This window comes from Candidatus Litorirhabdus singularis (genome assembly GCF_026262625.1).
Taxonomy (GTDB): domain Bacteria; phylum Pseudomonadota; class Gammaproteobacteria; order Pseudomonadales; family Halieaceae; genus Litorirhabdus; species Litorirhabdus singularis.
In genome coordinates this window covers 1,482,443-1,502,489 of record NZ_SHNN01000001.1, presented here as the reverse complement: position 1 = coordinate 1,502,489, position 20,047 = coordinate 1,482,443, and the positions used below count along the sequence as shown (strand labels likewise).

The 20,047-nt window shown below is 53.8% G+C and carries 14 protein-coding genes; 6 read left to right on the top strand and 8 right to left on the bottom strand.

Annotation, left to right across the window (positions count from 1 at the left end; translation table 11 throughout):
- Nucleotides 1-213 precede the first annotated feature (213 nt).
- Both EYC98_RS06750 and EYC98_RS06745 read left to right on the top strand, forming a co-directional pair.
- Complete coding sequence (locus EYC98_RS06750; protein ID WP_279244551.1) at nucleotides 214-2,385, top strand: molybdopterin-containing oxidoreductase family protein; 2,172 nt, start codon at nucleotides 214-216, stop codon at nucleotides 2,383-2,385.
- Between the two features lie 305 nt (nucleotides 2,386-2,690).
- Entirely contained in the window at nucleotides 2,691-3,587 is an 897-nt protein-coding gene (locus EYC98_RS06745; RefSeq protein WP_279244550.1) for a sterol desaturase family protein, read from the top strand.
- Between the two features lie 42 nt (nucleotides 3,588-3,629).
- Here EYC98_RS06745 and EYC98_RS06740 read toward each other — a convergent pair whose 3' ends face one another.
- The 4 genes from EYC98_RS06740 to EYC98_RS06725 all read right to left on the bottom strand — a co-directional run bounded on the left by EYC98_RS06740 (nucleotide 3,630) and on the right by EYC98_RS06725 (nucleotide 8,639).
- On the bottom strand, nucleotides 3,630-4,847 hold the full coding sequence (locus EYC98_RS06740; protein WP_279244549.1) for a BCCT family transporter: 1,218 nt from the start codon (nucleotides 4,845-4,847) through the stop codon (nucleotides 3,630-3,632).
- A gap of 8 nt (nucleotides 4,848-4,855) precedes the next feature.
- Complete coding sequence (betA, locus tag EYC98_RS06735; protein ID WP_279244893.1) at nucleotides 4,856-6,550, bottom strand: choline dehydrogenase; 1,695 nt, start codon at nucleotides 6,548-6,550, stop codon at nucleotides 4,856-4,858.
- Between the two features lie 30 nt (nucleotides 6,551-6,580).
- Complete coding sequence (locus EYC98_RS06730) at nucleotides 6,581-7,057, bottom strand: NADAR family protein (protein WP_279244548.1); 477 nt, start codon at nucleotides 7,055-7,057, stop codon at nucleotides 6,581-6,583.
- A gap of 109 nt (nucleotides 7,058-7,166) precedes the next feature.
- Nucleotides 7,167-8,639, bottom strand: coding sequence for a GumC family protein (locus EYC98_RS06725; protein ID WP_279244547.1), 1,473 nt, complete (start codon nucleotides 8,637-8,639; stop codon nucleotides 7,167-7,169).
- A gap of 180 nt (nucleotides 8,640-8,819) precedes the next feature.
- On the opposite strand from EYC98_RS06725, the gene EYC98_RS06720 reads away from it, so the two are divergent.
- A complete protein-coding gene (locus tag EYC98_RS06720) occupies nucleotides 8,820-9,284 on the top strand; it encodes a hypothetical protein (RefSeq protein WP_279244546.1) in 465 nt (154 codons plus the stop codon).
- 231 nt (nucleotides 9,285-9,515) lie between these two features.
- Here the strand turns inward: EYC98_RS06720 and EYC98_RS06715 are convergent, their stop codons facing one another.
- Nucleotides 9,516-10,349 carry a TIGR03619 family F420-dependent LLM class oxidoreductase gene (locus EYC98_RS06715; protein ID WP_279244545.1) on the bottom strand — a complete coding sequence of 278 codons (834 nt, stop codon included), beginning with the start codon at nucleotides 10,347-10,349 and terminating at the stop codon, nucleotides 9,516-9,518.
- Between the two features lie 78 nt (nucleotides 10,350-10,427).
- Nucleotides 10,428-11,297: a LysR substrate-binding domain-containing protein gene (locus tag EYC98_RS06710; RefSeq protein WP_279244544.1), complete on the bottom strand. Its 870-nt coding sequence runs from the start codon at nucleotides 11,295-11,297 to the stop codon at nucleotides 10,428-10,430.
- A gap of 392 nt (nucleotides 11,298-11,689) precedes the next feature.
- Between EYC98_RS06710 and katG the strand changes: the two genes are divergently transcribed.
- The 3 genes from katG (at nucleotide 11,690) to zwf (ending at nucleotide 16,982) form a co-directional block, all read left to right on the top strand.
- Nucleotides 11,690-13,852: a catalase/peroxidase HPI gene (katG, locus tag EYC98_RS06705; protein ID WP_279244892.1), complete on the top strand. Its 2,163-nt coding sequence runs from the start codon at nucleotides 11,690-11,692 to the stop codon at nucleotides 13,850-13,852.
- 177 nt (nucleotides 13,853-14,029) lie between these two features.
- Complete coding sequence (gnd, locus tag EYC98_RS06700; RefSeq protein ID WP_279244543.1) at nucleotides 14,030-15,478, top strand: decarboxylating NADP(+)-dependent phosphogluconate dehydrogenase; 1,449 nt, start codon at nucleotides 14,030-14,032, stop codon at nucleotides 15,476-15,478.
- Nucleotides 15,444-16,982, top strand: a complete 1,539-nt coding sequence (gene zwf, locus EYC98_RS06695; protein ID WP_279244542.1) for a glucose-6-phosphate dehydrogenase — start codon at nucleotides 15,444-15,446, stop codon at nucleotides 16,980-16,982. Before gnd ends, zwf begins: the two co-directional genes overlap by 35 nt.
- A 17-nt stretch (nucleotides 16,983-16,999) precedes the next feature.
- Here the strand turns inward: zwf and EYC98_RS06690 are convergent, their stop codons facing one another.
- Both EYC98_RS06690 and ppk2 read right to left on the bottom strand, forming a co-directional pair.
- Complete coding sequence (locus tag EYC98_RS06690; RefSeq protein ID WP_279244541.1) at nucleotides 17,000-18,919, bottom strand: DUF3604 domain-containing protein; 1,920 nt, start codon at nucleotides 18,917-18,919, stop codon at nucleotides 17,000-17,002.
- Nucleotides 18,920-19,055: 136 nt separating this feature from the next.
- A complete protein-coding gene (ppk2, locus tag EYC98_RS06685; protein WP_279244540.1) occupies nucleotides 19,056-20,003 on the bottom strand; it encodes a polyphosphate kinase 2 in 948 nt (315 codons plus the stop codon).
- Nucleotides 20,004-20,047: the final 44 nt, after the last annotated feature.

The window sequence follows — 20,047 nt, the reverse complement described above, 5'->3', positions numbered from 1 at the left end:
CTGTTGAGAATATAAAGACTGCGAATCTTAACGCTCTACCGATAGGAAGTCAGGTCCAATCTTAGCAGCGCGACCGGCAACAGCAGCACTGATCAGCTGGTGCAAATAGTTGAAGGGTGGACACATTTTCATCGCTTTATGGCCCGTTCGCGATTAAGGAGGACTATGATAGACAGCACACAATAAAAATTCCCGCTACAGGTGGCTAATTCCATGACGGAAACCAGGCTCACGTTCTGCTCTCTCTGCGAATCATTTTGCGGACTCGAAGTTGATGTAAAAGACAATCGCATTGCGGACATACGACCGGACCCGGAGCACGTCGTCTCCAACGGCTACGTGTGCGTGAAAGGCACCCGCTTTGATTCGGTACAACATAGCCCCGACCGCATTATCGAGCCCATGAAACGAACTGGCGATAAATGGGAAGCTATTTCCTGGGAACAGGCCCTCGACGAAATAGCAGAAAAAATTCGCAGCATTATTGACCGTGACGGCCCTCAGGCTTTTGGGAATTTCGTCGGCGCTCCCGGCGGGGCCAACCTGATGTCACCGATATTTCGCGGCGAGTTTTACAAGGGCATTGGCTCCAGCCGCATGTATGGCACCGGCAGCTGCGACACCACCAACAAGTTTCGGGTCAATGGCGACATGTACGGGTCAGCGATGCGTCTGGCCTACCCAGACGTGGATCACACCCAGTTTATGATGATCCTGGGCGCCAACCCTAACGTCTCTGGCAACACGCTTTACCACCTGCCACGTTCACGGGATCGCTTTGCCGGTATTATCGAACGCGGCGGGCGGGTGGTATGGATCAACCCGCGACGGGTTGAGTCTGCGCGCACCGGAGAACACTTTTTCATTCGCCCTGATACTGATGTATTTTTTCTGGCGGCGTTTTGTAACGAGATCTTCCGCCGCGACGCGCTTGACCATGAACTCATCGCCCGGACGATGAAAAACGTGGATGACTTAAAAGAAGCGGTAGCAGACTGGACGCCGGAGCGTCAGGCTGAGGTGACAGGTATCACCGCGGACGCCCTGCTGGAACTGGTAGACGCCTATCTGGCCGCTGACGGCGCGGCGCTGAACATGGCAACCGGGGTTAACCAGGGCCGCAGTGGCACTCTTTGTTACTGGTTGCTGGAATCAATTTCGGCTATTACCGGTAATTTTGATCGCCGCGGCGGCAACCTGATTGGCGAGGGCATCATCGATTTTGCCCTGCAGGCCAAAGATGACCCGGTATTAAAACTGGGCTTTCACCGCTCTGATGACCTGCCCACAGTATCAGGCCAACAACCGGCGGCGATGTTGGCCGACGATATTCTCAGCGGCGAGGTGCGCGGACTTTTTGTCGAGGCTTCGAACCCGATGCTGGCGGTGCCGAATCCGGGCAACCGTCTGGAGCACGCGCTGGGCGAACTCGAGCTACTGGTGTCGATTGACTGGTTTCGCAACGAGACCGGCAACCTGGCGCACTATATCTTGCCCGCCGCAACCTGGATGGAGCGTCCGGGCATGCCCTACGCCCTGCAGTCCTTCGTCGGCTGCACACCTACACCCTACCTGTATGCAGCGGACAAGGTACTCGACCCCCCGCCTGGGGTGCGTGAAGAGTGGTGGATATATACACGGCTGGCCGACAAATTTGGAGTGACCCTGATGGGCAGCCCTATGTTCAGTGGTATTCTGAAACTGGCGGCCCGGCTAACCGGTACCCGCTTGGGTTTTATCAATGTGCCTAAAATGTTGATCAGCGGCATGCTGAAACAATCCGGGCAACCGAATTTCAAGTCGATGCTCAAGGACCACCCCCACGGCCTGCGCCTGCCAGACAACCCTGGCAATAACTTTCTCGGTACCGATCGTGTGCTGACCGATGACGCGCTGGTAGACCTTGGCCCGCCAGACTTCGTAGCCGCGTTCAAGGAACGGGTTGAACCGTTGTTTGACGATGAAAGGGCCAATTTGGACAAGATGAAGTTAATCGGTAAGCGTGAGATCAAGCGGATGAACACCTCCTCTGCCAACTCGCCGCGGCTGGTCAAGGATAAAACCAATTACGCCTACATATCACCGGTCGATGCACAACGGTTGGGACTGGCCGAGCGGGACTACGTCGATGTGAGTAGCCCGCTAGACAGTATCACCCTGCCCGTGCGTATAACCGATGAGATGATGCCGGGAGTAGTAGCGATTCCACAATGCTGGGGGCATCAGAAGGCGGATGGTTTGCCGCATGCGCAACAACATCCGGGCGTAAACTCCAACTTCCTGGCCGGCGATGGCTATGCAAACGTTGAAAAGCTATCAGGTATGGCGCATCTGTCCGGCATCCCGGTGGACATGGTGCGCTCTGACCGGATCGCAAGCGCCTGAGCAGAGACGCGGCGGCCCGGTCGCAGGTTATGCAGGCCAAATATCCGGTCTAACAGGTCACTGGTGGCCTGCCCCAGGCGCGCAGGCGGCAGAATACTCGTCTTTATGTACATTACCCGGACAGTTCGGGCAATTTTCGGCGGTTGACTTGTCAGTACCATCTGAGCCGGTTAAGTTGTCAGGCATCCAGCCACAGCTGGCTTCAGTATTTCGCCAGGCGTAACACTTTCCAGCGAACATTCAGCAGCTGTAAGCTCCATCCGCGCGCTACGGCATATCAACAGGCAATGAGGTTTTGAAGCGTTATGGCGGCAAGTGTATCCGAGGTATTTCAGGAAGATTGGGTCATGATGGCCCTGCCGATATTCCTACTGGCGCTCGCAATTGAGGGCCGCTGGGCATTCAAGAGTCATCCCGAGATATATCAACGCAACGACTTCATGACCTCTATGGGGGTCATGGTACTAACGGCCTTTGTCGACGTGCTGCCCAAGCTGGCAGGCATCTGGCTTATGTTCGTGGTCTATGAGCTGTCGCCATTAAAGGACTTTGTCAGCACCAGCTGGCCCTGGTGGCTGCTGCTGTTTTTCCTCGACGATTTCACCTACTACTGGTTCCATCGCGGTAATCATGAAGTTCGCTTCATGTGGGCGGGCCACGTTTCTCACCACAACTCGCAGTACTACAACCTGGGCACAGCATTGCGTCAGGGCGTCGGTGAGCGGCTCATCAAATATCCCTTCTGGCTGCCGCTGGCCTTTTTGGGTTTCCACCCGGTGATGATAGTAACCATGATGAGTGTGAGCTTGATCTACCAGTATTGGCTGCACACTCAGGCCATCTACAAACTGCCCAGATGGATAGAATTTCTATTCAACACTCCCTCTCATCATCGCGTTCACCACGGCTCCAACGTCATCTATCTCGACCGGAATCATGCGGCCATATTGATCATCTGGGACCGAATGTTTGGTACCTTCAGCGAAGAGCTGGAAAGCGAGCGGGTTAATTACGGCATTACCACCAACATCAAATCCGGCAATGTATTCAGAGTGGCTTTTGATGAATACGCCAACATGTGGCATGACATTGCTCGCGCCCGCCGCTGGCAAGACAAACTGAAATATCTGCTCCTGGCGCCGGGGTGGAGCCATGATAAGCCGGATCAGCGATCCAATGCCCTGCGTGCGCAATTGCAGTGAATCGCGAAGCTGGCGTTGAGCGGACGGACGCTGGCAGCGGGGTTAGTGCGCTGACTGGATCTTGCTGAAATCTAACAGGTTTTCTGGTGGCGACCCCGTAATGCCGAGAACTTGTGCGCGCCGCTTCAAACAGATGTAGACCAGGCAGCTTATAAACAACGCAATCACCAGGGCGCCCACCCACTCTATTTTCAAAAAGTCTAATTGGAACAACAAGGTGAGTATCGCCAGCGTAACAACGTTGCCAAGAAAGTAGCTGCTATAGCCCAGACGCTGCAGCCCCAGAGACAGGTTGTCGCTATATAAACGAATCAGCGAATCCAGCGAATTAACGACAAACACGACGCCAACGAAGGCCATCAATACCGATACGGGCCCCTCAATCGATATGTTCTGCGTATAAATGCTGTAGAGCACAGTAAACCACAGGGCGATCAGCACGGAAGGAACCAGTAGCATGGCAAACAGCAGCTGCCAGGTTTTAAATCCACCGACGAAACGAGCGGTGAACTGGCCAATCATAATGCTCCAGGCAAACCACCAGTACAGGTAGAACTCGTGATAGCTGTTTATCGGTAATACAAAATTATGCAGCTGCTCAAAATAGCGGGTGACCAGGTTCAGGTTGGAGAAAAAAATGGTGACGCTATTGTCTGTGCCCAACACAAATAGCATTCCCATGAAGGCAATAAGGCCAAGAAACAGCGCCGTTGACCCGAGGCTCAGCAGACGCACATAACGCAAATTGGAACTGGAATGGACGGCAGCGGCAATGACCGCCAGAGCCATCAGGTAGAAGACACCGGTAATAGTTTCACCATCGCCCAATTGGGGCAGGTACCAGGGTAAATTGCTCAAAAACAAGCTGGCAGTAAAGGCGCATGTGCCAACAATAATGACGTTGTTTACCAGCTTTACGAACGGAATATCAAAGAACCTTACTTTCGGTTCAATCACGCAAAAGTAGAAGCAGGTAAGAAAATACAGACTCCAAACCAGAAAACCCCAAAAACCAAACTCTATCGCCAACGGGTTTGAAAAGGCGTACTCAGGGTTAGTCACTATATCCGCATAAACCGGAAATTCAGTGAGGGGAAACATGATTAGCCCCACGTCCAGGCCAGATGTAAACAGAATGGCAATGAAACTTACGGATCTAACCGGCGTAACACCTACACAGGTGACACCACCCCAACGTATTAGTACAAAGAGGTTCGCGGCCAGCGTAAGAATAATTCCAACAGATAACCAGGCAGTCATAAATAACTCTACGCGCGGTCGACAACGCGCCGCGGAACTCCGTTTCGCTGCGCGCTTTGCCACCCCTCAATCAGACCAACCTCAACAGACTCAGCAGCCAGCGGCGCAACGCCTTTAATGAGATCGGAGGCACGTTCTGCCAACATGATAGTCGGTGAATTCAAATTGCCATTGGTAATGCTCGGGAACACACTGGAGTCCACCACCCGCAGCGCGTGTATACCATGCACTCTGGTCTCGGAGTCTACCACCGCCATGACGTCCTCTCCCATTTTGCAGGAACAGGATGGGTGATAAGCGCTTTCAGCATTTGACCTTACGAAGGCATCAATTTCGGCATTGCTGACGATGTGCTCGCCAGGTTGAATTTCTCCCGCTCTGAAGGGGTCCATGGCCGGCTGATTGAGAATTTCCCGAGTCAGCCGCACGCAGGCTCTAAAGCCCTCGATATCCGCCTGCTCCTGCAAGTAGTTAAACTGAATCCAGGGCTTTTCGCCGGGATCTGCCGACAATGCTCTCACCCAACCGCGACTGCTGGGCTTGTTGTGCCCAATATGTACTTGAAATCCGTGGCCGTCGAAAGCGGATTTGCCATCGTAGCGCATCGCTGCCGGCAAAAAGTGATATTGCATATCAGGCCATTCCACCCCCGCTCGGGAGCGAATAAAACCGCAGGATTCAAAGTGGTTACTGGCACCCAGCCCGGTTTTGAAAAAGAACCAGCGCATACCGATCAACAATTTGCTGATTGGATCTAGCTTGCCATTCAGGGTGATCGGCTGCTTGCAGCGGTACTGGAAATAAAACTCCAGATGATCCTGCAAGTTTTGTCCCACCCCAGGCAATTCATGCTTAAGCTCTATGCCAGCTTCTTTGAGCACATCAGCGGGTCCTATTCCAGACAGTTGCAGCAGGTGCGGCGAGCCGATGGAACCAGCCGACAAAATCACTTCACGCTGCGCCATGACCTTATGAATTTTGCCTTTATGTTGATACTGGATACCAACGGCGCGCTTGTTTTCTAACAGCACTTTCTCCACCAGCACCTTCGTCCTGATGGTCAGATTAGGCCTGCTTTTGGCGGGCTTCAGATAAGCCAAAGACGTCGAACACCGGACGCCATTCTTGACCGTCATCTGCATTGGCCCGAAGCCTTCCTGCATTTTCCCATTGTAATCTGCTGTCGCGTTGTAACCCGCCTCCACACCGGCATCAACAAACGCCTGATAGAGTGGATTACGCATCTCGTTGCCCAGGTTAACTGCTAGCGGACCATCGTCAGCGCGGTATTCATCGCTGGCGCCGATCCAGCTCTCTGCCTTTTTAAAATAGGGCAGACAATGTGCGTAGTCCCAGTTATTGGCGCCCAGTGTTTGCCATTCATCAAAATCTTTGGCGTGACCACGTACATACACCATGCCATTAATCGACGAGGAACCGCCCAGCACTTTACCCCGATGACAGTCCAACTGCCTCCCATCCAGGTAGGGCTCAGCGGCGCTGACATAATCCCAGTTATATTTCGGCGTGTTCAGCGGATAGGACAGCGCCGTCGGCATTTTTATAAAAATGCTGTTGTCGCTACCACCACTTTCAACCAGCAATACCCGAGTATTGCGATCTTCGGTCAAGCGATTGGCCAGCACACAGCCGGCCGATCCTGCACCCACAATAATGTAATCGAACTGTTCCGGATTCTGGATAAACGTTCACCGCGTCAGGTTAAAGTGAAATTAGTCGGTTAAGGACGCTGCCTCTTCACGCAAGCGCTCGCGTACATCCATCAACACCATGCCGTAGTTATTATGACCACGGCGATCCCGGCCGCACCCCCAAAAATAATCGTACTGGCTATTCTCAACCAATGTTTTATCGCCGGTGGCAAGCAGTCGGCTGGCCACCTCGGGGTGGGTACGGCACTTGGTATAGACAGCGCGCGTCATTACCACTCGTCGCACCTTGGACCAGTCACGACGAATACGTTTGAAGCGCGTGCGACCCAGCTTGGCCGCTTGCTTGGGATGAGCCGCACTGCGCACTCGTTCACGATAGTCTTCATTCTCAAATTTCATGCCGTGGAAATAGTGTTCCACCGATGGCCAGAACACTTCTTCCAGCTCAAAACCATATTCGGAATAGCTGGACAAAGGCTCGTCTACGTCTGCACGTGAAAGAAATATGGAGTCTTCTTCTGATGGAGTTTCAAGCATAGGGCAGAGACTAGCAGCAGATCCTGTTGCCACCAAGTTATTAAGCCTCAGGGTTGATAATTGGCCGCCAGTCTATTGGCAGAATTGCGCTCCTGGGTGCTTCTCGAGCCTAGCGCGGAGCACCTGACTCAGGCGGCTCATTATCATCGATATCTGTGTCTGCTGAATCAATTGCCTCTGCATCCTGAGCCAACGCCAACTGTCGCTGCTGCTCCAATGCTTCGCGTTCAGCCGCCTGAAAGGCAAGCCGTTCGTGCTCGCCCAATGGCGCACCGGTGACGGTCACCGTAGTCGTAGCTGGTGCGGGTTGCAGAAAGCGGGCCAGCCAGACTGAAAATAGTCCGCCAAGCAGCGCTAAAGCCAGAACAATCAATGTGTCACGCCCATGGGGCGGCCCTATGCGCTGGGCCTGTGCATGAGGTGAAGCCACCACATCGACCTGAGGGTATTTTTCAACTTGCGAAGTCTGTACCTGCAACAACCGTGACTGTGCTGAACGGTTTAGTTGCTCAAGGTTCTCCAGGTCACTCTGCAGCGCCCGGTGCCGATCAAAGATCGCGCTAAACTCGCTGACCTTCTGTTTGTGCACCGCCAGCTGTTGCTCCAGGCTAGCGCGGGTGAGCTTAGCAGCGGCAGAACGCTGCCTCGCCTCATCCAGCACCTGAATACTGCCCGATGCCTTCAACGCGCCAATTTCGCGCTCTAGTTCCTCAATACGCCCGGGTATGACACTCAGCGTAGGCTGTAAGGCCAGATACTCACGGGTGTAACGTAAATCCAGCGCTGCCAGACGCGCCTGCAATTGCTGGCGCTCTTCTTCCAGTGCTCTGAGTTTGCCACGCTGCTGCTCCGGCACAAACTGTTCTTTCCGGGCTATAGCCTCACGTAAACTCTCCAGCTCTGATTGAGCGAGTGTTTCCGCTTCAAAAGCATTGTTCAGTGATTTGTTAAGTCCACCAAGCCGCGACAATGCCGCATTTTCTTCGCGCTCGGCGGACACAATATCGTGCTCACGACGAAACTCAGTCAGGGCATCGCGCGAGGCGTCCAAACGTTCCTGCATTGCCTCAACCTGACTTGAGAGTTGTTCGGTTGTGGTATCCCTGTTATTCAGAATCTCCTGCTCTCGCGCCTCTGTATAACTGCTGACCCAGTGATTGATCAGTGCTGGCAGTAGCTCAGGTTCGCCGCCCTGGGCCACCATCTCTACCAAATTAGTGTCCGCGATGGGCTGAACCTGCAAATACTCACGAATCTGCTGCGGATTGAGTGCGGGTAAGCCAGAGATAGCCAGCTTTTGCGTTACTGCGCCAAGTAGTACGTCGCTAAGCAGACGCTGACGCTGAATGGCCACATGCTGAATATCAGCTGCCTCGCTGATCTGATCTATCGCGGTTTTAGCCGAGGTTAACAGGGTGGCTCGGCTTTCATAGCGCGTGTCGCGGCTAAAGTTAAGTGCAGTGCCGAGTAGCGCGATGGCTAGAAACACGATCAGAAAGAGCTTTCCTGGCCTCAGCAGCAAACCGCCCGCCGGTGGCTGGCCAGCCTGCAGGCGTTCCAGTTTGGGTTGTGCCCCTCTCATTTATCCGTGTCCCTGCCTTGCTACTCTTAGTTACACGCAATGCTGGCACAGGCCGCGCCAAGAGCCAAGGTTTCTATGATATCAGTGCAAAGGCCCCCCGCGACGTTAGCGTTGTTTGCACTTGGGATACCAGAGGCTATGCTGTTGCGACAGCGTGACCTGTTTTCGAGGAGAGACGATATGAACTGGGAGGCACTAGGCGCAATCGCCGAGATGATTGGTGTAGTAGCTGTATTGATCACTTTGATCTATCTAGCTATTCAGGTGAGACAGGGCACTGCTGTGTCTCGAGAAGCCATTCTGCGGAACCAGACTGATCGCAATATGGATAATTCCAAATTCATCGCAGGCACTCCAGGCCTGATGGAACTCTATATCCGTGCGATGGACGACCCGGACCAGGTTACGCGCGAGGAAAGGTGGCGCTTTGGATCTTACATGTACGGCATGTTTCTGGACTTTCAGGAGGCTTATCACTTCAACAAATCACGGCGCCAGAAAGACTACTGGTGGCCGATGATCAGAAAGAATGTCGCGTTCTATCTAAGTCGGCCTGGCGGCAGAGCTTGGTGGAAATCGCAGGGACGGAATATGCTGGATGCCGAGTTCGTAGCATTTGTCGATAAGGAGATTTTGCAGGGTTAGCTGCGTCGTGCCAGGTTTTCTGTCACCACAGAGGCATCTAGTAGCACTTTCGCGCACCTTCCCTCTATTAACTCAAAACCTTTTACAGGTGCAAAGGGCATACTCGATCTTCAGCCCTTTCACGCTTTAGCGAAACGCGTCACCAGGGCGTGAATGTAAAGTTCTCCGACACGCTTCGGTGATCTGTCTTGATAAACCCACCATCAATAAAATCCGCCAGCCTGCACCCACTTATTTCCAGGTGCGAGCAACCTCTGTCATTGCAGTAACTTTACTGGCAACTGATGCCGCAGCAGGGTCCATGATCGACCAGGGCATCAATACGACACCGCGGATACCCAGAGCTGCCAACTGGTCGATATAACTATCTGATAACGGTTCGGCGGCAATGACATATTTGGCAGCGCTGCCATTGGATAACTCATCCAACGGTGCCAGCAGGACTTTCAGTTCCTCAACCGAGTGGTTCATGCCAATCCACCCTGCATTAGCTGCCGCTCGCTTGATGGAGCCTGCCGAATTGCCACCCACAAATATCGGCGGTGCAAACACTGGCCGCGGGGCCATACCCACGTTCTCAAAGTTGTAATGCTGACCTTGATAAGAAAACAGGTCGTTGGACCACAGCCCGCGCATCACATCGATAGCTTCGGTAAAGCGCTTACCGCGGGTGGCCGGATCATGGCCCAGTAAGGCCATCTCTTCGCCGTTCCAGCCCGGCGTAATACCAAGGGAAAAGCGGTTATCTGAGAGATCTGCCAGCGCCGCCGCTTGTTTGGCTACCGTAAACGGATCACGCATGCCCATAACATAGGAATAGGTCATAAACTGGAGCGTAGTGGTCACAGCAGCCATAGTGGCCGCTGTGGTCATCGGCTCGATATTGGGCGTCAGCGGATCATAGGGTATGTTCAGTAGTGGATGTCGACTCTGCTGCTCTTTCGGCAGCGCCACGTGGTCGGACAAGGCAACACCGGTATAACCCAATGACTCAGCTGCGCAGGCTATCGCTTTAACATCTGCTCCCAGATTACTTTCATGAAACCAGGCTAGCCAAAACTCCATGGTGCACTCCTGTCCTCTAATTGATCAAAGAAAGGTAACAATGTGCCAGCGGAGAGTCACTCAAACTTCGCACCTAAACTATCCTCCCAACTGCTCCACCAGCTTATCAATGACCGGCTGTCGCGCGGTTGTTTTTCGCCATACCAGGCCGATCGTTCGAACCGGCGCCGGATGGGTGAAAGGGACATAGCGGATATTGGCCTCCTCAGCCTGTACCGCAATGCGCGGCATAAAGGTAATCCCTGACCCCGCCTTAACCATCTGCCGCAACGTTTCCAGGCCTGTTGCCCGAAAGTCCTGTTCCTCTGCAATACCATTAAGCTGACACACCTCCAGCGCCTGATCCCGCAGGCAGTGGCCTTCTTCAAGCAGCAGCAATCGGTGATTTTTCAGCACACTCTGATCAATACTCTTTTGGCTCGCCAGTTCGTGCTCTGGCGGCACGGCCAGCAGAAACTCATCATCGAACAACGCCTGACTGACCAGAAAATCATCTCGCACCGGCAATGCCAGCAGGGCGGCATCAAGCTCGCCGTGGCGAAGCTTCTCGATGAGCACGGCGGTCTTTTCCTCGACCAGGATTAGCCTGAGATCAGGCAGCGACTGTTTCACTTTAGGTACCAAACTGGGAAAGATATAGGTCGACAGCGTAGGGAAGGCACCCAGCCTGAATTTGCCGGAAAGCGGGTCGTGGCTGCTTCTGGCAGCGTCTTGAATGGTATCGACTTCACGCAAAATACGCCGCGCCGACACTGCCACCTGTTCTCCGATTTCGGTAAGCATCACACGCCGATTGGTCCGCTCCAGCAGAGTAACGTCCAGCTCGGCTTCGAGCTTTTTAATCTGACCACTCAACGTGGGCTGGCTGACACAGCACTGCTCCGCGGCCCGGCCAAAATGCTGTAGCTCTGCAACAGCGAGAAAATAACGTAAATCCTTTATATTCATACTAAAGTCGATCCATATTCGGTAATACCTATCAATATCATTGAAACAAACGATTTTATCTATTCTTTCCCTGGAGTTAAAGTAAGAAATCAGAATTGAACGATGGCCTAACTAACCTCTCCTTTTCACCACAAGGACAAGGACCTGGCAGCTGCTGACACATATAACTCCGGCAGACATTTGGCCTCTGTACTACATTAGATAACGCCAGCAGATGACTGCTGGCGCGATAAGAAAATGCTGTGTACACAGCATCTCATCACGGGAGTCACATCATGAAAACAAGAAACGCGATTATGTCGGCGGCAATAGCAGGGGTGATGGCACTTTCCGTTGTCCCTGTCACCGCTCTGGGCGAAGTTTCCACCACAATATCCAAGCCTGCAGGAGCAATGGGCAGCGGTAAGGTCGCTGAAGGCGCACCCAAGAGCAATCAGTTCTGGTGGCCTGACCAGCTTGACCTGTCGCCTCTACGCGACCACGACTCGCGCTCCAACCCACTCGGTCAAGACTTCAACTACGCCGAGGCCTTCAGCCAGCTGGATATGACTGCGGTCAAAAAGGATATCGATGCGCTGCTCACCACCTCGCAAGACTGGTGGCCTGCTGATTTCGGCAACTATGGCCCTTTCTTCATTCGCATGACATGGCACTCCGCGGGCACCTACCGCACACTGGATGGGCGCGGCGGTGGCGACGGCGGCCAGCAGCGCTTCGATCCTCTCAACAGTTGGCCGGACAACGGCAACCTCGACAAAGCTCGCCGCTTACTGTGGCCGGTTAAGCAAGCCTATGGCGAAAGTCTGTCCTGGGGTGACTTAATGATTCTGGCAGGCAACGTGGCGCTGGAGAATATGGGCTTTGAGACCTACGGCTTTGCCGGTGGTCGTGCCGATGACTGGGAACCCGATCTTGTTTACTGGGGCCCTGAAGTAGAGATGCTGGCCAGTGATCGTCATGAGAAAGATGGCAAGCTGCAGCGTCCATTGGGCGCAACTCACATGGGCCTTATTTACGTCAACCCTGAAGGTCCCCGTGGCAAGCCTGACCCGGTAGGATCCGCCAAAAATATCCGTACAGCTTTCGGACGCATGGCGATGAATGACGAGGAAACTGTCGCCCTGATAGCCGGCGGCCATACTTTTGGCAAAATGCACGGCGCGCACAAGCCTGCAGATTGCGTAGGACCTGAGCCAGGCGCGGCAGGCATTGAAGAGCAAGGCCTGGGTTGGAAAAACAGCTGTGGCAAAGGGCACTCTGAAGACACCACAACCAGCGGACTGGAAGGCGCCTGGACCCAGGCTCCCACCCAGTGGACCAGCCTGTATCTGCAAAACCTGCTCAATCTGGAATGGGAACAAACCCGCAGCCCTGCCGGCGCTATTCAGTGGACTCCCACTGACGAGTCGATGCACAGCTCAGTTCCCGACGCGCATGTCGAGGGCAAGTTAAACGCACCGGTCATGACCACGGCCGATCTGGCGCTAAAGTTTGACCCTCAGTATAAAGCGATTGCAGAGCGCTTCCTTGCTGACCCGGCTGAGTACCAGCTGGCGTTTGCCAAAGCCTGGTACAAGCTCACCCATCGAGATATGGGCCCCAGTGCTCGCTACCTGGGTGAAGACATCCCAGGCGAAGAGTTGATCTGGCAAGACCCGATTCCCGAGGTTGACCACAAACTCATCAGCACTCGTAATATCAAGTCTCTGAAAAAGGACATCCTTGACTCGGGTATAACCGTTCCTGAATTGGTTCGTACCGCCTGGGCGTCAGCGGCCAGCTTCCGCAGCACGGATATGCGTGGTGGGGCAAACGGTGCACGCATCGCCTTGGCCCCACAAAAGGACTGGACTGCCAACAACCCTGAGGAGCTGGCTAGAGTCCTGAATACGCTGGAAGGTATTCAGGCAGACTTTAACGATTCCCATCGTAGCAAAGTGTCCCTCGCCGATCTGATCGTACTGGGTGGCGCGGCCGCTATCGAGCAAGCTGCAAAAGATGCCGGGACCAAGGTAACTGTGCCATTTACTCCTGGCCGCGGCGATGCCTCGCAGGCTCAGACCGACGTGGCGTCGTTTGCACTGCTGGAGCCACGAGCTGATGCCTTCCGTAACTACTTCAATGCGGAAACCAGCTATCGTTCCCCAGCCGAAATGCTGGTGGACAAGGCTGATCAGCTGGACCTGACGGTACCTGAAATGACAGCGTTAGTAGGCGGCATGCGCACGCTCGATGCCAACACTGATGGAGCCCAGCACGGGGTTTTCACCGACCAGCCAGGCATGCTGACCAACGATTTCTTCGTGAACCTGTTGGATATGTCGACTCGTTGGCAGAAGGCTGGTGATGACGGCATTTACCAGGGCGTAGATCGTGCTTCAGGCGAAGTAAAGTACACCGCTACACCGGTAGACCTTATCTTCGGCTCAAACTCGGAGCTACGAGCTATCGCTGAAGTGTATGCCTATGACAATGCCCAGGAGCGTTTTGTTAACGATTTTGTGGCAGCGTGGACCAAAGTGATGCAACTCGATCGCTTTGACCTGATGAAGTAGAACCAAAGCTCCGAGGGTGACTGCGGCGGCAACTCCTGTCGCAGTCACCCTTCTTTCGTTTAAGTCAGAACACAACCCTTCCCGCCCCAATCATGGACCGCATCACTCACGAACCCCTAGTGAGGACTGCCCACCAGCGTGATAGTCTTAGCGACTTAACCGAACCGGGAGTTTCGTATGCAACAGGCAGATATTGGATTAATTGGTCTCGCCGTGATGGGTCAGAACCTGGTTCTGAATATGAGCGATCATGGTATTCAGGTAGCAGTTTACAACCGGTCGACGGACAAGGTGGATGCGTTTATCGCCGGCGGTGCGCAGGGAAAATCCATTACCGGCCACCATTCAATAGCTGATCTTGTTGCACAGCTTAAGGCACCTCGCCGCGTGATGCTGCTGGTAAAGGCGGGCGCAGCGGTCGATGAAACCATCGCAGCCATTACCCCACACCTGGACCCCGGCGACATTATCATCGACGGCGGCAACTCCCATTTCCCCGACTCCAACCGCCGCTTTGAAGAGCTTAAAGAACAAGGCATTTACTTTATTGGCAGCGGCGTTTCCGGTGGCGAGGAAGGCGCCCGTTTTGGACCCTCTATTATGCCGGGCGGCGATGAACGCGCTTGGCCCGCAGTCAAAGATATCTTTCAGTCCATCGCCGCCCAGGTAGACGACCAGCCCTGCTGTGAGTGGGTAGGGCCTGCCGGAAGCGGCCACTTTGTAAAAATGGTCCACAACGGCATTGAATACGGCGATATGCAATTGATTGCAGAAGCCTACGACCTACTGCACCGCGGCCTTGGCATGAGTGCCGATGAATTACACGCGGTGTTCAGTGAGTGGAACCAGGGCTTACTGGACTCTTATCTGATTGAGATTACTGCCGACATTTTTACCGTCAAAGACGAAGACGGTGCTCCACTGCTGGACAAAATTCTTGATGCCGCCGGCCAAAAGGGCACCGGCAAATGGACAGCAATGAATGCCCTGGATAACGGCACGCCACTCACGCTGATCACAGAAGCTGTCTATGCCCGTGCACTGTCCGCTCGCAAGCGCGAGCGATTGGATGCGAACGCGGCGTATAAGAGTCACTCCATCCCAATAGCTGGCGACCGTGACAGCGCAATCAGCGCCATACACGATGCGCTCTACGCGTCCAAAATTATCTCTTATGCGCAGGGATTCATGCTGATGAGACAGGCCGCCGTCGATTTCGAATGGCCGCTGAACTATGGTGGTGTGGCCCTGATGTGGCGTGGCGGCTGCATCATCAGGAGTCGCTTTCTGGACAATATTAAACAAGCCTATGACAAAGACCCGGAGCTGGAGAACCTGTTACTGGATGACTTCTTCATAGAGCAAATTCAGCGCGCCATGCCGGGCTGGCGTGCCGCGGTCAAACTAGCTATCGACGCTGGCATACCGGTACCGGCGATGTCATCTGCCCTGGCATTCTTCGACGGCTATTGTTCGGGCACGCTGCCCGCAAACCTGATTCAGGCACAGCGCGATTACTTCGGTGCGCACACTTATGAAAGGGTCGACAGGGAACGCGGCGAACGCTTTCATACGGACTGGGCCGGACTCAATGGAAACGCTATTTCGGGGGCTTACGACGCATGAACACAAAACCTCTGGCAACAAGTACAGTGCTGTGAGTCAGGACTGTACGTTTATTATTTTTGGCGCCACCGGAAACCTTAGCCAGGTAAAGCTGATACCTGCGTTGTATCACCTGGATCAAGCCGGAAAGCTTACCGATGGCCTGCGGATTATGGCCTGCGGCAGACGTGACTGGGGTACTGACGGCTTTTTGGACAAGGCGAGGAGCTGGGTTGCGGCCAAGGCTAGAGGCGATATCGATCCGATAACGTTGGAGAAATTTTGCGCGCGTATCGAGTACTTCCGGGGAGACCTTGAAGAGAGTGCCATGTACCCACGTCTGGCCGCACACCTGCACCAGCAGGGCCAATCCAATCTGGCTTTCTATATGGCGATCAAGCCCCAGGACTTTGGCGCGGTAACAGACCAACTTAGCAACAACAAATTGCTGGATGAAACTCATGGCTGGCGTCGCGTCGTCATTGAGAAGCCTTTCGGCTCTGATCTGGAAAGCGCGCAGGAATTACACCAAACCATCTCCAAGCGACTCGAGGAGCGTCAGGTGTTTCGCATTGACCATTACCTGGCCAAAGGTATGGTACAAAATGTACTGGTATTTCGTTTCGCCAACCTGCTGCTGGAACCACTGTGGAACCGCAACTATATCGACCATATTCAGATTACTCACAGCGAACAACTGGGCGTTGGCTCCCGCGGGAGCTACTACAATGAGTCAGGCGCGCTCAGAGACATGCTGCAAAGCCACCTGATGCAATTGTTGACGCTGATCGCCATGGAATCTCCTGTGTCGATGGCAGCCGAAGATATGCGCGACGAGAAAGTGAAGGTACTGAAGTCGATACGGCCGCTACAGCCAGAAGATGTCCACGACCACACCCATCGTGCTCAGTACGCCACCGGGGCGATTGACGGAGATTCCGTGGCTGGCTATCTCGAAGAGGAAGGTATTCCGGCCGATTCAAATACCGAGACCTATGCCGCACTCAAACTGCATATCGATAATTGGCGCTGGCGGGACGTACCGTTTTACCTGCGCACCGGCAAGCGAATGAAAGAAGCACGCTCAATGATTTCAATCTGCTTCAAACAACCGCCGCAGCAGTTTTTCAAGGGTACTGGCGTAGATTCGCTGCAACGCAACTGGTTGGTGCTGGGCATTCAGCCAGAAGAGTGCCTGCGAATAGAGATGACGGTCAAAGAGCCCGGGCTGGAAATGCTTACGCGCGCTACCAGCCTGGATGCCAGCTTTGCAGATAGCGACGCAAGGGGCACGGACGCCTATGAAGATCTATTGCTGGATGTGATTGAGGGCGATCAATCACTATTCCTGCGCTGGGACGAAGTGGAGTGGGCCTGGCGCATAGTAGACCCGGTCATCCGGGCCTGGGCCGCGGACGATGAGACCATAGACACTTACAAGGCCGGTAGCTGGGGCGCCATCAAATCACGACGTTTGTTCGACAACCCAGAGATCACCTGGCGCCATAGTCTTGGCCCGGACTAAAAGACGGCGTTAAACCGCTACTTGGGCGAATACCAGATAGCTGAAGTGTAAGCACGCTCCTGTGCTACCAACTCCGCTGCCTCAGGCAGCTCTGCACCTAAGCGCACTTTGTCATACAGAACCCAGCGCGGAGTTGGAATTTCCAGTACACGTACGTAATAGAATGCAGACTCTTTCGGATCAAAGTCCGGGTCAGTCCAGACCGCGCTCAGCTGGCCAGCACCAATGCTATTGCTCCAAGTGGCCGTTTCCAGGTCTACGGTATTACCCACCGGCTGCTTGCAGCGGCCGCTCTTATCGATTTTACGGCCATCAGACACCGCAACGTCATAGACCCTTTCATGGGTCTTCCCCTTCGCATCCATCCATCCTTTTATAACCTGCGCCCTATCCAAGGTACCGCTCAAAGGGTCCATGCTGGCCTGAACCATAAAAACTGGCGCCTTCTTACCTCGCGTTTTTTGCAGATCTCCGCCCATGGGTACGCCTTTGGCGTAGCCGATGTCTACGGAATTACTGGCAGTGATGTCTTGCTCCTTGAAGTCCCACCCACCAAAGAAACGAACCGTCATCCGCGGCCCTGTGGTGGCATAGGTTTCCTTGCGCTCCATGGCGTCAAACAGTGCCGTCCGCGTGTTTTCATGAGCCCAGATGCCCGTATAGCCAGATGCCACCAGGGTATAACCGGGAATTTCCCCCAGCTCAGATTCTACAAACGGATGACTGATACGGTCTTTACTGGGCTCAACACTGGTCGACTTGCCAAAAAAGTTATCCTCATCCGCGGTGGCCAATGCAGTGTGACTATCGGTCGCCCCGCCAACTCCAAACTTATAGGGATTAACGCCGAATTTTTTCTCCAGCTGTAAGCCCAGCTTCAAGGCTTCACGGCCGTATTCCCCTTTCAGCATCGCGGGGGTTTTCAACTCACTCAGATCCAGATTGCCAACCGCCCAATTCTCATAATCGGCAAACTCATCATCGGGCGAAAGGCTCGGATGCGTTTCGCCATCACCCTTGATCTGGGTGATTTCATAGTGCGGTTCCCAGCGCGCGCGCTGTGTTACATATTGCTTATCAACTACGCCACCGTGGTAGGTTTTTTCGGTAGGAAACATCCAGCCGTTGGAAAGGTTGCCGTTGTGGGCAAAGGCGAAGACTCGACCGCCAGTTTTGCTCTCATAATCCTCAAGCCATTTGTACAAGGATTTGGGGTTAGTGCTGCCGGTAGGTGGTTGCGTGGTGGCAGGATCGACCATTAGCGCCTTGTCAGCATTGTCACGAAAAATCACATTACGGTGCAGGTTGAAACCCTTGGGCACGGAGGTCCACTCATAACCAATAAAGGCGGTAAACAGCCCAGGTTCATTGTGGTGCTCTGCATTGTCGACAATCTCTTTCCAGACTCTGGTAAACACTTCTGAGCCGGGACTGTAATCTTTAACCAACGGCTCGGGCACGGTCATCTGGGAAAAATTCTGAATCAGGTCAAAAGCAGCCTCTGCAGCTGCTTGCCCACCTTTTACAAAGCCTTCGTGCCACTCCCTGCCTTTGGCCTCGGCAAGGATATTAGGCGCACCTTCCTTAATATCTGTCGCTATGCCCATCATGTCGGAGTGATCTGCGACCACCATCCAATCCAGGGGTCGAGCCAGCTGCACCGGTATACCAGAAGAAGCGGTTATCTTTTCTCCCCGAGCGAGACGATAAGCCTCATCCGGGCCGAGTATATTCCCGAACAAACCCGCATCCAGGGACAAGCCGGTGTGCAAATGGGAATCGCCCCAATAGACATTGGTTGCATGCGTTGTATTTGCCGGGGGGGAATACTTTTTCGCTGCGTCAGAGGGCCCATCTGATGATGCTTGGACAGAAAAGGTAGTCAGTGACAACATCATTGCGAGCATAGAGTTACGTGCTAGTACGACGGCATTCATTATGTATTCCCCATATTGGTCTTTTATTATTGCTTAACCCTTTATACCAAATGCTCACGCCATGTTACTCGTGATCCTTTGGGCTATCGCACCATTATATAGTTATAGATCCTACAAAGCCCGCATGCAAGCGCCTCTACCACTCGTTCAATGATGGCCCCAGAATATGTCTGGAACGACTGATTGCATGCTGGCTGTGACCAACGATCAGTGGATCTGGGTTATTCACCAACTTTTCATCTTTGTTCGGGTAATCCAGACTCGACAAAAAGTGCTGCATACAGGCAATTCGACCGCGCTTCTTGTCAGATGACTTGACGATTGTCCAAGGGGCATCTGCGGTATCTGTGTAAAAGAACATGGCCTCCTTGGCCTCAGTGTAGGCCTCCCACCTATCCAGTGAAGCCCGATCAATCGGCGAAAGCTTCCACTGCTTAAGAGGGTCGTTCTCACGGCGGCTAAAGCGTGTGCGCTGCTCCTCCTGCGTAACCGAGAACCAATACTTGAACAGCTTGACCCCACTGCGCACCATCATACGTTCCAGCTCCGGGGTCACTCGCATGAACTCCAGATACTCTTCCGGCGTACAAAACTCCATAACACGTTCGACACCCGCCCGGTTGTACCAGGAGCGATCAAACATCACCATCTCACCCTCGGTGGGCAAATGTTTGATGTAGCGCTGGTAGTACCACTGACCTTTCTCGGTGTCCGTTGGCTTTTCCAATGCGACCACACGGGCGGCCCGCGGGTTGAGGTGCTCCATGAAGCGTTTGATGGTGCCACCCTTACCGGCCGCATCCCTACCTTCAAACAACACCACGACTTTTTGCCCGGTTTCCTTTACCCAATGTTGAACCTTGAGTAACTCAACCTGGAGACTCTTCTTTTTCTTCTCGTATTCAGCGGAGGGCATTTTGCTGCTGTAAGGATACTTACCGCTCTGGAACAAGGCCTTGATCGCTTCAGGGTCACGCCGCATCTCTGCCAATTCATGCAATAACTGAGCGCCATGAGCATCGCTTTCCGGGATTAGCTCTTCCACATCCTTCAATTCCGCTGTGCTGCGCTCATGTTCAGTCATCTCCACATCCTTTTGGTGCAAAAACGATCACTGTAGCCGAGTAA

Excerpts from the sequence above, each read along its gene's own strand:
- EYC98_RS06750 (WP_279244551.1), top strand. The coding sequence starts at position 214 with ATGACGGAAACCAGGCTCACGTTCTGCTCTCTCTGCGAATCATTTTGC.
- EYC98_RS06745 (WP_279244550.1), top strand. The coding sequence starts at position 2,691 with ATGGCGGCAAGTGTATCCGAGGTATTTCAGGAAGATTGGGTCATGATG.
- EYC98_RS06740 (WP_279244549.1), bottom strand. The coding sequence starts at position 4,847 with ATGACTGCCTGGTTATCTGTTGGAATTATTCTTACGCTGGCCGCGAAC.
- EYC98_RS06730 (WP_279244548.1), bottom strand. The coding sequence starts at position 7,057 with ATGCTTGAAACTCCATCAGAAGAAGACTCCATATTTCTTTCACGTGCA.
- EYC98_RS06725 (WP_279244547.1), bottom strand. The coding sequence starts at position 8,639 with ATGAGAGGGGCACAACCCAAACTGGAACGCCTGCAGGCTGGCCAGCCA.
- EYC98_RS06720 (WP_279244546.1), top strand. The coding sequence starts at position 8,820 with ATGAACTGGGAGGCACTAGGCGCAATCGCCGAGATGATTGGTGTAGTA.
- EYC98_RS06715 (WP_279244545.1), bottom strand. The coding sequence starts at position 10,349 with ATGGAGTTTTGGCTAGCCTGGTTTCATGAAAGTAATCTGGGAGCAGAT.
- EYC98_RS06710 (WP_279244544.1), bottom strand. The coding sequence starts at position 11,297 with ATGAATATAAAGGATTTACGTTATTTTCTCGCTGTTGCAGAGCTACAG.
- katG (WP_279244892.1), top strand. The coding sequence starts at position 11,690 with ATGGGCAGCGGTAAGGTCGCTGAAGGCGCACCCAAGAGCAATCAGTTC.
- gnd (WP_279244543.1), top strand. The coding sequence starts at position 14,030 with ATGCAACAGGCAGATATTGGATTAATTGGTCTCGCCGTGATGGGTCAG.
- zwf (WP_279244542.1), top strand. The coding sequence starts at position 15,444 with ATGGAAACGCTATTTCGGGGGCTTACGACGCATGAACACAAAACCTCT.
- EYC98_RS06690 (WP_279244541.1), bottom strand. The coding sequence starts at position 18,919 with ATGAATGCCGTCGTACTAGCACGTAACTCTATGCTCGCAATGATGTTG.
- ppk2 (WP_279244540.1), bottom strand. The coding sequence starts at position 20,003 with ATGACTGAACATGAGCGCAGCACAGCGGAATTGAAGGATGTGGAAGAG.